At 71.2% G+C, this 17085-nt stretch carries 4 protein-coding genes; all 4 read right to left on the bottom strand.

The window, feature by feature from the left end; genetic code table 11:
* Nucleotides 1–21 precede the first annotated feature (21 nt).
* The gene (locus tag ACFY2X_RS29310) at nt 22–1308 is read right to left on the bottom strand and encodes an MFS transporter (protein ID WP_389944169.1); all 1287 of its coding nucleotides are present in this window, start codon (nt 1306–1308) and stop codon (nt 22–24) included.
* Nucleotides 1309–1376: 68 nt separating this feature from the next.
* Nucleotides 1377–1979 (bottom strand): winged helix-turn-helix domain-containing protein, encoded by a 603-nt coding sequence (locus tag ACFY2X_RS29315; protein ID WP_389944172.1) that lies wholly within the window; start codon nt 1977–1979, stop codon nt 1377–1379.
* A gap of 147 nt (nt 1980–2126) precedes the next feature.
* Nucleotides 2127–3665, bottom strand: coding sequence for a N,N-dimethylformamidase beta subunit family domain-containing protein (locus ACFY2X_RS29320; protein WP_389944175.1), 1539 nt, complete (start codon nt 3663–3665; stop codon nt 2127–2129).
* Between the two features lie 207 nt (nt 3666–3872).
* Nucleotides 3873–17084, bottom strand: coding sequence for a LysM peptidoglycan-binding domain-containing protein (locus ACFY2X_RS29325; protein ID WP_389944178.1), 13212 nt, complete (start codon nt 17082–17084; stop codon nt 3873–3875).
* Nucleotide 17085: the final 1 nt, after the last annotated feature.

Consider the following 17085-nt stretch of genomic DNA (forward strand, 5'->3'; position numbering starts at 1 on the left):
GATCTTCGCCGTGGCGAGGGCTCACGCCACCCGGTCCGGTACGGCCACCGCCTCCTCGGCGACGGCCCGCCCGGTCCCGCGCGGATACAGCGGCACCGCCAGCACCAGCACGACGGCCCCCACGGCCCAGGCGACGGCCGTACCGGCCCCGGCGGCCAGCCAGACGACGGCCAACGAGGAGACCAGCCCGCCGAACTGGAGCAGAAGCGAGTTCACCGACATGAGCGTCGCCCGCTGGGCCGACACGACGCGCCGGTGCATCATCTCCGCCCGCAGCAGCCCGATCACCGAGAGCCCCACGAACAGCACGACATAGGCAGCCGCGGCGGCGACGACACCGGCCACGCCGGACAACGCCACGGAGGCGGCGAGCGCGCCCACCGCCGCCGCGGCGAGCACGGTCGCGGCCGCCGCGGCACGAGCCGACGTGCCGAGCAACCGGGCGGCGGCCGGGGCGAGGACGTGGCCCATCGCGTTGGCGGCGAACCCGAGAGCGGCCACGACCGCATACACCGAGCCGCCGCTCTCCGCCCGCCCGGTCAGCGACGCCAGCCGCCCGGGGGTCAGCAACTCGATCGAGCCGACCACGACGCCGATCGCGAAGGCGACAAGCAGGAGCCTGCTCAAGCCCGGGTCACGAAGCGCCAGCCGCAGGCTCGCGCCGACGGCGGCCGGCACGCCCCGCAGCACCCCGGCGAACGTGGCGCGCGGACGCGGCGGCTCGGGCATGGCGACGAGCGCGGCCACCAGCAGGACACCGGACGCCACCGCCCCCGCCAGCACGGGCACCGCCAGCGGGGTGATCGTCTGCTCCGGTACGGCGAGCGGGACGAAACCGCCCACCAGCATGCCGACGCACAACGCGACCGACCCCATGGCCTCACCACGCGCCAGGCCGGGCTTGAGGTCGGCGTCCGGGCCTTCGGCCGCGTGCAGCGCATCGACGTACCAGGCCTGCGCGGGCCCGCTGGACAGCGCCCGCGCCACGCCGTTGAGGACCATGGCCAGCAGGAACTGCCAGGTCACGGTGGCGAAGGCCAGCATGGTCAGGCTTGCCAGGCCGAACGCCGCGGCGGCCGCGAGCACCACCCGGCGGCCCAGCACGTCGGCGAGCCCGCCGGTGGGCAACTCCAGCGCGATGCACGTGGCCGAATAGGCGGCGGTCACCAGGCCGATCTCGGCGAGGCCGAGTCCCCGCCCGGTCATGAGCAGGATCATCGGAGCCAGCGTCAGACCGGTCGGCAGCCAGCTCAGGAAGCTGATCAGAGCGAAACGGCGTCGCGCCGATCGGGGGGACAAGGGGATCATCAAGGTCCGCCTAATCTCTGCGGTAAGGGCTGCTTGTTCGGCACCGGGTGATGAGGAACCCGCGGCGGTCACCCGGGCTTCGCGGGCCCGCCGGGTTTGGCGGGCCCGTTGTCGGGATGGCAGGGGAAAACGGCGAGATGGACGTTGACCTGCTCCGCCGCGGGGTCGCCCGCGTCACGCTCGGCCAGCTCACGGGCCAGCTCCATCGCCCGGCGGCGGAACTCCACGGCGGAGACCGGCGTGAGCCCCACGGTCTCGTCGCTCATCCCGGCGGCGTCGATCCACTCGGCACCCCAGGCGTCCATCTCCCGCTCGAAGGCCTCATGGTCGCGGGCGAGGATGGCGAGCTGACGGCGGCGCGCCGCCGCGGCCGCCTCCCGCCCCTCCGGCGTGCCGGCCAGCTGGGCGTTGCTCCACGAGGTGTAGCGATGGCGGGCCCGCCAACGGCGCTCGCGAGCGTCGCGCTGCTCGGGATCTTCCTCGATGAACCCGTACCTGGCCAGCTCACGCAGGTGATAGCTGGTCGAGCCGGAGCTCTCGCCGACCTTTTTGGCCAGCTCGGTGGCCGTCGCCGGACCATCGACGCGGAGCAGGCCGAGCAGGCGGCCACGCAGCGGATGGGCCACGGCCTTCAATGTGCGTGGATCTGTGACACGGAAGACCTCACTCATCGTGCTCCCCTCCAGGGTGTGCCCCACAACCTAGCTTCGCAAAGGTAATTTTGCAAAAATTCCTTTTCAATGTGACCGGCCGGTGCGAGACCACCCGTCACCACCCCGAAAAGCTCCGGCAGGCACACGGCACACACGCCCGGCCGATCAGGCGTAAACCTCGTCGACGTTGTCCTTCGGCCCGGGAAACAGCTCACCCGCCGGCCCCCGGGCAAAACCGGTGAGCAGGTTCTTGGTCACCTTCGTCACGAATCTCCTGGTCCGCGCATCCATGCCGTGTGACCCGTTCCCATCGCGGGTTCCGGCCATCAACCCCTCCACCCAGCGCATCGTCCCCGAGGCGAACACCCCCGCACCGCCGGCGGCCGTGTAGTAACCGGCATCGGCGAAACTCGACCGGCCCCCGCAGACCAGCGGCGAGTGCGCGATGATCTCCAACGGCCTCGGCGTCGGCACACCCGGCACGACACGGTCGTACTCCACCCCCACCAGATGCGCGAACGCGTCACCCCGCTTCACCCCGGCACCCTCGAACAGCCAGTGACCCGGCGAGTGCACCACGAACGGCGCATCCACCGGAAAGCCGTCATACAAGACCCCGACCAGCGAGGACTCGGGGTCGGCCGCGGGCGACAGCCGGAAATTCGTGCTCACCAAAGACGGGCGCCTGCCGAACATCGGATCGCTTCCGGCATCACTCTTGTAACAGACGACCAGCCTGTTGACGCCCTTCCGAGTAGGCTCCAGCCGGATTCTCCAGTAACAACTGTTCGCACCAAGAAACGCCACATTCGAACCCGCGTCCCTGGCCCGCCTCACATGCCGGCGCTCCTGCGGCGTCCAATACTCGTCATGCCCGAGAAACACGATCGAGGCGGCCCCGTCCAGCACGGCCGGATCGGCGTGCAGATCCGGCCCGGTCGTATACGCCAGCCGAATGCCGAGCCGCTCGGCCAGCACCACCAGCGCCCGCTCATGAACCATGAACTTCCGCGCACCGTCACCCTCGTAAGGACGATCGAACGTCACCGCCAGCGAACGGGTGTCGTAGGAACCGCTCTCCCCCATGTAAAGGCTGTAGCCGCCCCACCTGTTGTAGGCCTGCCAGGTCGTGATCGCATGCACCAGCAGCGTCTTGCCCGCCGCAGACACCGAACGCACCACAAGCGGCACATAACGCTGAAACCCGGCGTCGGAGTCCAGCCGCAGCAAATAAACCCCCTCCGGCCAACCCCGCGTAGGCACCCAGACCGACACCGCCCAATCAGCGTGCACGGTGCGCGTCGCCGCCACGAACCTGCCCCGACGGTCCTGCCGCACACCCCTGATCGGCCTCGACCGCCACACCCGCCGCGCCTGCGCCCCGCCATACCAGCCAACCCGATAGGCAGTCACCCGGAAAACAGCCCCCGTCGTGGAAACGCGAAGCGCCACCTCCTCACCGGGCACCGCCGAAAACTGATCCGCATACCCCTCGATCGCCTCATCCGGGCCACGCCGGCGAATACGCCAACCCGGGTCCCCGGGCAACAACGACTCAGGAAGCACCGTCGGCCGCGGCGTACGCGGAACCGGCGCAGACCTCCCCGCCACCGCGCCACGCGGCGCGGGCGAACCATCACATCCAGCGGTCACCACCGTCGCGGCCAGCACCCCGAGAAAGCCCCTGCGCCCCAATCGGCTCATCGCACCCCACCCTCACTGCGTCAAGCGACATTGACGCAGGACCCCCAGGCTCACGGGCACGCAACACGCCGTCCGGCCTCCATCATTGTGATCTCTTTCCCCATACCGGTTCCGGCACGATCACAACCGACACGGGCAACCACCCCCGGGCATAGCCCACCCCAGTCGGCGTAGGCGCCGAACCGGCTGATGTGGACGCGCAGCCTGCTACGTGACGGCCATTCTCAGGCCAGACAGCTCGACCAGTGGCCGCGTCATCGTCACGTCGCCGCTCGCGAACAACGACAGGTCGAGCACGTAGGCGTCCGTGACGGCCGGCGTAAGGGCCTGGTCTGAGAGCCATGTCGTCAGCTGGGTGGCCGCGCCCGTCGCGAAGTCGCTCAGGCTGGTGCCCAGGCTCAGCGGCCACAGCGGCACATAGAAGACGGGGAGCAGCTCGACGATCGGATCACCGCCGCCTGTGTTCGACGGTACGGCGAGCTCGAGCGCGTAACGGCACAGAAGCCGGACGTTGTAGGTGCCGGTCAGCGGTTTGCCGCCGCTGGTGAGCAGTGTGGTGAGGCCGGCCTCGAGCCGCTGCTGGAAGCCGCTGCCGCCGCTGGTAAGGTCGATCTCGGCGCTGGTTCGGAGCAGGGGGATCGCGGGGTTCGCGAAGGAGATCCAGGGTGTCTGGTAGACGAACTGCGTCGCCGTCGTCGCACCGCCCACCAGTTCGGCGTTGCGGCGCACCGCCGCCGCGACCGCGCCGGCCTGCCACCGGACCGCGTCGCGTCCGCGCGGTTCGTCCTTGACGTTCTCCGGCACGGCGCTGCCCGGCAGCGCGAAGCGATGGGTGAGCGCGGCGAACGCTGGCACGTTCTGCGGGTAGTAGTAGCGTCGTGACCGGTCGGCCTCGGCGGCATCCGCCGTCAGCCGCCTGGTCTGCGGCTTGCCGTCGGCGCCGGTCCAGGTGACCCAGATCGCCGGCCAGGGGATGTCGGCGGTGGTGCTGCCCGGCTGGAGCGTGAGTTCGACCGTTTCCATGTGCTGGCCGCTGAAGTCGTAGGTTGTATCGAGCAGGAACGTGTAGATCTGTGAGTCGTCGTCGCCGTCGGTCGGCGACGCGTCCATCGCGTCGGCCGCGAACCCACCGGCCAGATCCGTGATCAGTGTGGCGAAGGCCCCGGTCATGTTCGCCAGGCGGTCTCCGGGATCAGCGGTGCCGGGCGTCATCGCGGCGAGCGCGGCGACGTCGTGCTGGAGATTCGGCCATGCGGTGACGAACTGGGCAAGCTTGTCGAACAGCGGGTCGACTACGGTGTCCTGCGTGCTCACCGACGTCGGGCAGTTGAAGGTCACCTGAAGCAGCGTCTCGTCCTGCGCGGCGCTCTGGTGCTGCAGGCTGGCCGACAGATGCCATTGCCTGGCCTCGCCGATCGTCGTCGGCGGATGGTGGGGCGGCGTCCAGGTGGCGCAGGCGTCGAGTGCCTCCATCAGCGGCAACTGTGGGTAGGACCGCAGCGGGATCGGCACGTCGACCTCGCCGACGTGGAGGTCGATCCCCGGCTGGGGCGGTGTGTTGAGCGGGACCCCGAGGCGCAGCCAGTCCGACGTCTGGTAGCCCGGCGCGCCGGGCACGTCGGCGATCTGGAACTCCAGCTCGCCGACCCCACAGTCCAGGTTGAGGAACAGGCTGCGGAAGCTGGCGTCGGCGCTCGTGCCGAACAGGAACGAGGCGAACTGTGTGCCGTTGACGAGCGGGACCTTCGCCGTCGACAGCGAGAAGTCCGGCAGGGGCTGGAGCCCGTGGAGCGGCGTGGAGGTGTTGAAGACACCAGGCTGCTGGACGACGTTCGGGTCGATGGCAAACTGTTCTGGGTCGGTTGCGAGGGCCTGGGCGACCTGCGCGATGGTCTCGGGCCCCTTGATCGTGTAGGTCGCATTCGAGGCGAGCGTGAAGACGGTCCCCGGCACGAACACCGACGCGATGTCCTGGTTGGCGACGGCCAGGCTCGCGGGGTCGTCGTCGAAGAAGGCGGCGAGCGTGGTGAACGAGTCCTGGCCGCGGGGAGTCTTTTGAACCCGCCCGAGCGCTAGCGCGACGCCGGGCTGGAGCAGTCCCGCGCCGGAGACAAGCTGGAGAGTGGGCAGCAGCGCCCCTACGCTCGTTGCGCCGAGCGGCTGCAACAGGCTGGTGAAGGTGTCGCCCGCGCCTATGGTGTAGCGGCTGTCGTCGGCGGTGTTGGCCACGACCGCGCCGGCGCAAAGGATCCCGCGCGCGTCCTCGATCGCCTCGCCGAGCGCGGTGGCGCTGACCGAGAACCAGGCGAGCAACTGCTGTGCGGTGTTGCCACTCGTCGCCGGGTAGCGCTCGACCGACGGTGTGGCGACCAGCCGCGGCGCGATCGGCTCTGGCGGCGAGAAGCAGTGCACCTGGACCTGTGGCGACAGGACGGTGCAGTCGGCGGCGATCGTCGCCGCGGGCACGCCCGAGCCCGTCGCGATGTCGCGCAGCTTTTCGTTCGCCTGGACGTGGTAGCTGCCGACCATCGTCCCTGCTGGGACGAGGCCGGGGACGTCGAGGGCCGCGATGGCGACCGTGCCCGGGTCCGTGGTGAAGAACGCGGCGAGCGTCGCGAAGGTGTCGCTCGTGCCGGTCGTGTAAAGCATCGCGCTCTGGTCGAGTGTCGTATGCGGCGGGAACGTGCCGTGCGGGGCGACGTCCGCGAACTGCGCCTGCGCGGCCTCAGGGCTGACTCCGTAGGCGGCGGCGACGGTCGCGAAGGTGTCGGCGGAGCCCGTGGTGTACGTGGGACCGTAGGGCGAGGTGACCGCGACGGGGAACTGGACGACCGCGTCGGTGGTGTACGCGCTCGACAGCGTGGTGAGCATGCTTTCGTAGAGCGCCTGCTGCGCCGCCGCCAGGCCGGCCGGGTCGGGGGCGGGGTCGAGGAGGATCTCGGCCACGCGGTCGCGCAATGCCGCGGCGATCACGCCTTTGCTCTGGACGAGTGTGGTGAAGGCCGACGGGTTCAGCCGGAACGCCGGCGCGGCGACCACGGGCGACAGGAAGAGGTCGATGGCCTCGAGCGCCGTGCGCATCCAGGTGTCGAGGTGGATCGAGGCGAACGTGCGAGTGACGGGATCGTCGGACAGCGTGCCCGTCTTGGGGTCGTAGAGCTTGATCGACACGGGTCCGCTGGTCAGCTCACGGCCGATCGGGGGCAGCGCGTAGAAGCGCGGCGTCGTGCCCTGGACGGCGACTTGGGCGAAGCCGTCGGAGCCGAAGTCGATCATCCACAGCCGCCGCTGGGCGCCGTCCGGGTCGGGACCCGCCGCCAGCTTGAGGCGCAGCGGGGCCAGCGCGGTCTCGATGGCTGTGGCGAAGCCGGCGAGGTCGCCGTAGTCGGCCAGGTCCGGCACGAGCGCCGAGGTGGCGGAGACGACGTCGGTGAGGCCGCCCGCCGTCGCCGCGGCGTCGGCGAGGTCGGGCTGACGGGCGATCGTCACGGTGACCTCGAGCGGTGTGAACGGCGCGCCGACCTGCGGGTTTTTCAGCGGTGAGGAGACGGCCACGCGGGCGGGAGGCACGATCACGCTCGTGGAGGTGAGCAGCGTTGCCGAGCCGCCGTAAGCGGCCAGCAGGTCGGCGAGTTCCATCGCCGGTACCTGGAGCTGGAGCTTGCGCACCAGCGAGGCGATCGTGTCGTTCGCGGTGGTCGAGATGGTCGCCGTCTGGTCGGTCCCCGTGACGAGGTCCTGCCGCGTGACGACGAGCGTATTACCTGGCGTGATCAGGCCGATCAGCGCCGAGTTGGCCGTTGCCAGGTCGGTCGGGTCGACTCCGAGCGTCTGGGCGAGCGCCGACAGCGAGCGCCCGTTCACCTGCGCGAGCGGGCACTGCAGCAGCGCCCCGGCGGCGACGAGGCCCGCCAGTGTGTTCACCGCGGGGTCGGTCACCAGGGCGGCCGCGTCGGCGGCGCCGACTCGGCCCGCCACCGACGCCAGCGTGTCGCCCGCCCGGGTCGCCGTCTGCTCGCCGGTGGGCGTGTAGGTGAGGGTGACGTCGGCGGCGACGAGGCCCGGCATCGTCGCGTTGTCGGCTCCAAGCTGCGCCGGATCGGTGTCGAAGGCGACCGCGATGTCGTTGAGCGTCGGCATTGGCGCGGTGTCGAACGGAACCTGGTAGCCGGCCTGCTGCGTCGCGCCGAGCTCGGTGGCGCCGGGGATCACCAGCGGCTGGTCCGCGTTCAGATTCGTGGCGGCGTTCGCCGCGCCGAGCTGGTCGACGGTCAGGCCGGCGTCGGCGGCGATCGTCGCGAAGCTGTCGCCCGCCAGCGGCGTGAGCGGGCGGCTGCCGGTCACCAGCGGGGTGCCCGTCGGATACAGCCCGCTCGCGAGCGGGTCGTTGAGCAGGGCGATCTGCTCGAGGTCGAAGATGCTGCCGTAGGTCTCGAGCACGCCGGCGAGGGTGTCGTTCGGCTGGACGACGTAGTCGGGGATCGCGAGCGTCACCTTCTCCAGCAGGACGTTGTTCGCCGCATCGGGCGGGTCGGCGATGGCGACGCCGACGTCGGCGATACTGGCCGCGGTGTCCTTCGCCAGCAGGTCGGCGACGACGGTGGCGAATGTACCGTCGCGGATCGGCACCGTGGTCCCGTTGACTTCGACGGTCTTGGTGGTGTCGAGCACCGCGGCCTGGCCGTTGGCGAGTGCGAGGCCGGCGACGGTGCAGTGCTGCGCCTGCGCGATGCCGGCGAGGGTGTCGCCGGCGGCGGTCGTGTGGCTGCGGGCGCCGCCGGTGTCGCCGGGCGGGACAGGCGCCTGCGCGATGAACACCGCGATGCCCGTCAGGAACAGCGGGACATCGTGGTTGGCCGCGGCCAGCTGGGCGACGGTCGCTCCGAGCTTCGACGCCAGCGTCCCGAAGGTGTCGGTCGCGCCGATCGGCTCGGTCTTGCCTCCGTAGCTGACGGATTTGGTGGTGTCGAGGATGTGCGGCGTGTTGGTGTTGGCGACCGCGACCGCGGGCGCCGTGGTGTTCTCGAGCGTCGCGATCGCATCGAGTGTGTCGCCCGTTCCCGTCCAGTAGCGCCACGCCTGAGTCACCATGATCGCGCCGGACGCGAGCGCGACCGTGTCGTTCATGCCCAGCAGCGCCGCCGTGGAGGCCACGCCGTCGGCCGTCGCGATCGCGTCGAGGGTGTCGCCCGGTACGACGACCTGGGTGAGCGGCAGCGTCAGCGGGCCGTCGACGAGTTGCGCGGCGTCGGCGGCCGCGTTGGCGGTCAGCAGCTGCGCCGGCGTCAGCGTGTAGTCGCCGGCGACGGCGCCGAGTCGCTCACCGCCGGAGGCGACGGTGTGCTCGTACTGCTGCAGGTCCTGGGCCGTGCCAAGGTACAGGTACGTGCCCATGACGAAGCCGCGCAGCGGCGTCTCGAGCGCCGGGCCGGTGAGGTGGGGTGTGCAGGGCGCGTCGAGCGAGGTGGCGGCCGAGAACGTCACGTCGGGCTGCTGCACCTGGTAGTGCACCTGACGGTAGGTCGCCTGGTGCGCCGCCGCGGTGCGGACGGCGACCGGGAACAGGTTCCCCGGCCCGGGGACGTACTTGTCGACGCTGAGGCCGGCGCGCAGGTCGAGCACGGGCGCGCCGGCTGTTCCGCCGATCGCGTAGGCGGCGCTGATGCCCGGCCACGCCGCCAGGGGTCGCACCGGGTCGTAGTAGCCGACCGGCGCGGACGGCAGCGTCGCACCCGCGGTGCCGACCTGGTTGCCGAACACGTCGCGGAACGCCAGCGCGACGTTCACTTCCGCGCCGGGCGCGATCCCCGCGTACGGGTCGTCGGCGCCGGGGGGCAGGCCCGGCGCCATGTCCGCCGGCCGGGGCTGTGCGAGCCGGAAGACCGGCAGTGTCTGGTCGTAGGTCCAGACGCTGCCGTCGCCGGTCGGGCCCACGGGCAGCGCGAGCGGCGAGCGGGCGAAGCCGTCGCCGGTGACGACGTAGTCGAGCATGCTGAACAGGCTCAGCGAGCGCTGCAGTGGATTCGGGTCGGACGGAGCCGAGTCGTTGGCCCGCGTGAGCTGGAAGGCGATGTTGCCCGGCGGCGCCGTCGCCACCGCGGTCTCGTCGCTGCTGTCGGTGGCCTCGGCGAACACGTTCAGCTTGGAGGGGTCGAGGTTGTCGGCCACGACGGCGCCGGTGATGAACGGGTACAGCGTCCGGTCGGGTGTTGCGGCCAGCGCGTCGTCGAGCAGCGCCATGACGTGAAGTTGCGCCTGGTCGCCCGACGCCCATACCGAGTTCGGCAGCCCGCCGCCGCCGGTTTTGGCGTAGGCCAGGTAGAAGCCGCCGGTGCCGACGACGCTGGCCTCCCACAGCAGCTGGAGGAACTGCGCCGGCGCGCCCAGCTCGGCGTAGGCGGCGCTCGCGGGCGGCGGACTGCCGAGTCCGGTGTCCGCATCCGCCGCCTCGGCGCCGCTGTGCGTCTCGGTCGACAGGTTCGTCTTGAGCACCGCCGTCGCGGCGGTGTCGAGCGCGTCGGAGGCCAGGCCGGTACCGCCGGCGGCGGCCGTGTAGGCGAGCGACAGGTTGACGCCCGCGGCCGTGGCGGCCGTCCACAGGCCGAACAGCGCGTCCCGGTCGGTCTGGGCGGCGCCGATCACCGCGTAGGTCCCCTCGAGCCAGCCGCCGTCCGGCGTCGGCACGCGTTCGATCGTGATCGGCAGCCACGTCGCCCACGCGTAGTAGTTCGCCTCGGCCGGGTCGTCGATCACCGGCTGCGACTTCAGCGAGGTCATCAGTGCGTACGGGTGCGTCGACGGCGACGCGGCCACGCTCGACAGCAGGCCGGCCGGGAGCCGCCACAGCGCGAGGCCGCCACCGGCCGGCCGCGGCGGTGGCGACGGCGCGCCGGGCGTGACCGGCGGAACCGGCGGCGCGGCCGCCGCCCACGGCACGGGCGCGGCGACCGAGTGCCGGACCGACTGCGCGCTGACGAGCGGCACGATCTCGGCGGACGAGGTGATCGAGAACGACGTCTCCGGCGACTCGCCGGCGAGCGTCGCCTGGTCGAACTCGACGCTCACGCCGTCCGCGGGGACGCTGATCACCTCGCCGGCCTGCAGCGTGCTCCAGTCGACCGCGGGGTTGAGCGTCGTGATGACGGCGCCGTAGGCCTGCTCGAGCGACTGCAGCGTGTCGGACCCGCTGGTGGTGTACGGGACGACGGGATGGATCCAGCCGGTCCCCGCCGTGTCACCGACGGAGAAGGTGATGGCGTAGTCGCCGCTCAGCGGCTGGGACGGAGCCGGAAACTGCTGGCCGGTCAGTGCGTACAGCGCGGCGTCCACCGGGTTGGCCGGGTCGGGCGGCACGGGCAGCCGCAGGCCGTGGAGGGTGAAGTGGGACGCCATCCCGGCGACGTTCGCGGTGCCGGCGCCGGAGATCTGACCGGTGAGTTCGCCGACGTCCATCTGGCGCCGGTTCGGCAGCGTCACGGACTGGTCCGCGGCCAGGACGCCCGGCACGGCGCCGACGCGCCCGGCGAACTCATCGACGGTCAGCCCGAGCGTGGCGGCGACGTCGGCGAGTTCGGCGCCCGCGGGGACCTGGTAGCTGAGGCTGGGCGGCAGCGTCAGCGTCGCGTTGGGGGTGAGCACCTGCGCGCAGGCGTTGAGCGTGGCGATGTCGGCGACCGTGAGGCCGAAGCGGCCGGCCAGGACGCCGAGCGTGTCGCCCGCGACGATCGTGTGCTGCTGTGGCGGGAGCTGGATCGTCGTGCCGGCCTTCGTCCAGTCGATCGTGGGGTTGAGCGCGGTGATGCCGGTCGCGGCCGCCTCGAGCTGCGGGTCGCTGGAGTTCAGCTGGACCATGGCGAAGTAGCCCGCGACGAGCAGGAGGGTGTCCCCGGCCTTGGCGCTGTAGGTGCTGCTCTGGCCGGTCGGGCTCGGGCCGCTCGGTGTCGCGGTGGCGCCCGGGATCTGGAGCGAGGTCGACGGGCCGAGCGGCTTGCTGAAGTCGATCCCCGGGTTGGCCTGGGAGATCGCGTTGGCGAACCAGCTCTGGTCGGCGTCGTAGGGGGTGGCCGGGCGGTTGCGCACGCAGGCGAACGCCGCCACCAGCTCGAGCCCGTCTCCGGCGGCGACCACGTAGGGGATCGTGCCCACCGCCGTCGCCAGTGTGAGCGTGTCCGCCGCGCCGGCCAGCAGCACGCCGGGAGCCTCGGCGTTGGCCTCGGCGAGCGCGGCGATGGCGCTCGCCGGCTGCCGGTAGTCAGCCACGGCGATCTTGCTGAGTGTGTCGCCGGCCAGCACCGTGTAGGTCAGCCCCGCGATCGGCAGCGCGTTCTGCGACAACGTCGCACCGAGGTTGGCCGCCGCGATGTCGAACAGCGCCGCCGGCACCGGCACGGCCACCGGCGTGCCGCCCGCCAGGTCGGTGAAGTCGACGCCGGGATTGGCCGCCTGGACACTGGCGGTGTCGGTCCACCACGCGCCGGCGATCGAGGCCAGCGTGTCGCCCGGAACGGTCACGTATCCCGCCAGCGCCAGGGGCGGCGGGATCGTGCACGCGGTGCCTGGCGGGATGTCGCTCCAGGGGAAGTCGTCCGCGTTGGCCGCGATGAGCTCGGGCACCGTCACACCGAACAGGGCGGCGATCGAGGCGGCGGTGTCGCCCGCGCGGGCGTGGTAGACGACCGGCGGCGGATGGCCGGCGCCGGGCTTGCCGTCCTCCGGCGGCCCGGCGGCGGCGAGCCAGGCCAGCCCGATCAGGCTGCCGGTGGCCGTCGTCGTCTCCGTCGCCTTCGACAGCTGGTCACGTGCCGCCTGGATCGCGCCGCGGGCGACCATCAGAGCCCAGTCGCCGAACAGGGCCTCGGCCAGCGGCTCGGTGCCGTCAGCCGCCTGGCCGTCGCCGAGCGGGTCCAGCGGGCCGAGGGGGTCCTCGCCGTCGAGGGGGTCGGGCGCGCGGCTGTAGCCGTAGTCGACGGCCAGCTGCGCGAACAGCTCCTGCACGCCCTGCTGCCACTGCGCGTCGACCGGCTGTGCCGTCCAGAAATCGACGGCGGGCTGCCCGTCGGGGCTCATCCGCAGCGGCGGCGGCATCGGGACGACGGCGGCCGGTGTCTCGGTGGTACCGGACGGGGGCGCCGCGATCGCCACGACGAAGTTCTCCACCATGAAGCCGGCCACGTTGCCGTAGGCGAACCCGCCGGCGGCGATGTGGCCGGAGGTCAGGTCCTCGTAGATCAACTGCAGGTCGACCGCCGTCAACCGCCCGGACGCGCTGCCGGTCAGCGTCTGCATGCCCCACAGCACCAGCGACTCGACGAGCGCGTCGAACGAGGTGGCCGTTGTGGTCGTCGTGTCCGGCGGCGGGCTGTCCATCGACGGCACCATCGCCACGGTGACCACCGCCTCGCCGCCCGCCGGTGCGGGTGCGACGGTGAAGACCGGCAGCATCGTCAGCGTCAGGAGCTGCCGGGCGCCCACGACGTTGACCGGTTGCCAGTCGAGCGGCGGCGCGGCGGCGACGGCGATCGCCGCGAGCGCCCGCGGTGCTGCGAACAGGTGGTGTGCGCCCTCCAGCCGCCGCGCCGCCGGCAGCCGTGGCTGCCCGGGCGGCGCGCCGCCACCCAGGGCCAGCTGCCAGGGCGTCGCCTGCCGGGATCCGATCGTGAACGAGGCGTCCAGGTGCATCGAGAACGAGAAGTGGATCCGGATGCCCAGGATCTTGATGCTCGCCTGAACCTGGACGTCGACCGACAGGCCGAGCATGATCGGCGCGTACGCCTCGATCTGCACGGACGCGGTCACCGTCGCCACCACCGAGACGCTGACGGTAATGATCTTGAAGTCGACGGTGCCGTAGAGCTTGCCGACGAGCGCGAGGCTGCCGTCGACCTTGTAGTAGCGGTCGCTCGGTTGTGAGGCGTCGGCCGGGTTGAACCAGGCGACCACGCCCTGCAGGACGCCCTGGGCGGTGATCGAGACGCCCGCCGACAGCGGCCCCTCGTTGATGGTCTTGCCGACTCCGATCGCCAGCGCGACGCCGAACTCGATCACCGGGCTGAACGTCCCGTTCGTGACCGCCGGGACCAGGTTGGCCGCACCGTCGGCGGCACTCAGCCGGCCGGCGTAGAAGCCGCCCACGCCGACGAACGGGAACACCTGGACGCCGAAGCAGACGGTCCAGCCGTTGTTGTAGGGGAACCCGAAGTCGAGGTAGAAGCCGCCGTCGGTGTAGATGTCGATGACGACGATCGGCAACGTGATCGACACCGCGCCGAACTCCAGGTGCCGCATGGCGTCGGGGAGCTTGAGCTCGGTGTGGTAAACGCCGACGTCGTCACTGATCTTGCGGTAGAGGATCTGGAAGTCCAGCCCCGCGAACGGCCCCGCCTTCTGGCCCGCCAGCGAGATTTCCACGCCGTACATCACCGGGTCGTTGAAGATCAGCTTCAGCGACACGGTGTCCATCACCGTGAAGCCGGCGGCGACCAGCCAGCCGGCGCCGGGGTCGAATTTCAGCTGGTCCCAGGGCTTGTCGCCCGTGGTGTTGACGATGATCGCGTGCACGTCGGCCATGACCTGGCCCATCGTCGTGGCGTGCTGGTCGGCGAGCACGAGGTGCTGGCCGACGCCCAGGTCCTGCAGGTCGATCAGAGCCGCTCCCGCGCCGGGCGCGGCCGGCGGCGGGTCCTGCAGAAGGTCCCAGGTGAGCGGCTTGTCCGGCGGATACTCCTGCCCGGCGAACGAGCCGACGATCGCGATGTCGATCGTCGGCGAGCCGCCCTTGTGCAAATAGGTCAGGGTGACCGACGTGACGTCGGCGAGGCCGAGGTTCAGGTTCGGGTCGTACTCCACGCCGATCGTGCGCTTGGTGAGGTTGCCGACGATCGCGAAGTCGTCGAAGTAGATCTTGTTGAGCATGTCCCACGGCGCGGACAGCTGGAAGTGCAGGCTCGAGTCGACGAGGTTCACGAGCCATTCGAGGAGCTCGCCGAACGAGACACCGGTCAGCCGCGCGGTGATCACCGCGTCGCCGTCCGCGAGCGTGGTGTACGTCGCCGTGAGGGTGAGCTGGTTGAAGCCGAGCCTGAAGACGAAACTGTTGCCGTTGGGCTGGAAGCCGTAGACGATCGCGAGCTCGAGCTGGTCGGAGCCGAAGTGGCTCTTCAGGTCGCCCTCGATGTGGCCCGAGTAGACCCACTGGCCGGCGTTGACCTGGTCGGGCGCGCGAGCCAGGGCGAGCGAGGCGTCGACCTCCAGCTGGAGTCCGCCGGCGAGCTTGGGCTTCCAGCTCGCCGCGACCGCGAACTGGTAGGAGCCGTCGAGCGTGTGGTAGGTGAGCGACACGACGTCGATCTCGATGCCGGACGCGAGCCCGGAGTCGATCTGGATCCCGGTGGCCAGCGACACGAGCTCGGTGACGTCGACCGGCTGCTCCAGCGCGCCATTGAGGATCCAGCCGCCGCTCGGCGGCCGCTGCGCGTCCAGCTCGAGATAGACCAGGTCACCGAAGTCGAGCACCGCGCGCAGCTCGCCCGACGGCACCATCGTGCCCGAGCGCCAGTCGAGCGTGAGCGAGGCCATCGCCTGGTCGATCTCGAAGCGATCCTTGACGATGACCCACGGACCCTCCAGCTGGACGATGATCCCGAACAGCAGCATCGCGCCCTTCGAGAGGTCGGCGTCCAGCTTGAGGTGGGCGATCTCGAAGCTGAGATCGGCGATCGCCTTCGGCATCAGCGTCTGCAGGTCGGTGCCGGCCAGCGTGCCGATGTCGGCGAGGCTCGGCAGCCGCACGTCCGAGGCGTTGACCGACAGCTCCCAGTCCGGCGCCGACGCGCTCCGCTCGACCAGCACGGCCACGCCGGCGTCGGCGATGGTGAGCGTGCCGCCGATCGAGCCCGTCAGCGACGTCTGCGCCGCCGGTCGCACGTCCAGGTTGATGAAGATGTCGTCGAGCTCGAGGCGCTGCGGGATGATCGTCCACGCGTCGGCGGCCAGCGAGATCGACGCCTCCTGCAGCGCGAACGCCGCCGGGTCGACCGACACGGCGAACGACCCCAGCACGAACGACCCCACGTTCTCCATGCCCGCGGGAAGCAGCGCGGTCAGGTCGGCGCCGCCGATCAGGGTGGTGAGCGCGCCCAGTCCGGGCAGCTGCACGCCGGGCAGGGAACTGATCCTGATCGGGCCGGCGCTCAGCGGGACGGGCACGGTCACGGAGATGTCGACGGCCGGCTGGCCGTCGACCGGGTCCAACCCGATCATGCCACCGACCGTCCCGCTCACGACGGGCCAGCTCGCCGTGAGCGCCACCGCTATCTGCTCGATCTCGACGACGCCGGGAATGATCGTCCAGGCCTGCGGGCTGCTGACGATGACCTGGAGCGACTGGACGGACCAGCCGCCGGTGCCCTTGCCGAGCACGAGCGCGAAGGTGCCGACGTCGACGTTCACCACGTTCTGCACTTGGTCGGGGACCTGCTCGAGCAGCGACAGGCCTGGTATGAACTCCAGCAGCTGGAACAGGCGCACGCCCTGGTCGGGCACGACGAACAGCCGCCACGACCCGAAGCCGACCGGGATGCCCACGCCGAGTGGCACCGAGTTGCCGCCGATGGACACCAGCGCCCAGACGTCCAGCTCGACGCCGCACGACCAGGTGCCGCTGCCGAAGTTCGCCACGCCGGACACCATGACCTGGCTGCCGGCGAGGCTGATCGGTGCGAGCCCCGACACCGGGAAGCCGACCGTCGGCACGCCGCTCGGCGCGCGGATCGCCATCGACTCGGCGCTCGCCCCGATGGACACCGGCCCCGCCATCTTCAGCGTGCCCGAGACGGCGCTCAGCACGTCGCCGAGCAGCCCGAACGGCCCCTTGCCGTCCATCACCACGCCCACCTCGAGGTTCAGTCCGGCACGCTCGACCGGTCCGTAGGCGTCGCCCGGCCCGTCGACGCTGCGCAGCACGAAGGCCGGCGCGACCGTCGCGTTGTCGAGGGTCATCTGCGCGATGCCGGTCTGGCTGAGCTGGGGGAAGCTGGTCGCGAAGCTCCAGTTCGGGCCGCCGGCGATCTGCATCGTCACCTGAATCTCCAGCCCGCTCGCGAGCTTGGAGTCGGCGACCGTCGTGAAGGTCGCGGTGACGGCAGGCGTCTGGATCCCCAGGATCACGCCGGTGGCGTTGCCCTTCACCAGCAGGGCGTCCTGGCCGTCGACCTGGCTGATCTGCGTGGCGCCCTCGAGCGTGGGTGCCGCGCCGAGCTGCGCGGCGATCAGCGCCACGACGGCCGCACCGCTCGCGCCGTCCACGTTGAGCGTGCTCGCGTCGAGTGGCACGCTGCCCTCGCCCTTCGCCTTGTCGAGCGCGGTCTGGACGGCGCACAGCACCGGGTCGAGCGCAACGGCGAGCGCGTTGCCGGGCCGCACG

The organism is Streptosporangium sp. NPDC000396, from assembly GCF_042898655.1.
In the GTDB taxonomy this organism is placed as follows: domain Bacteria; phylum Actinomycetota; class Actinomycetes; order Streptosporangiales; family Streptosporangiaceae; genus Streptosporangium.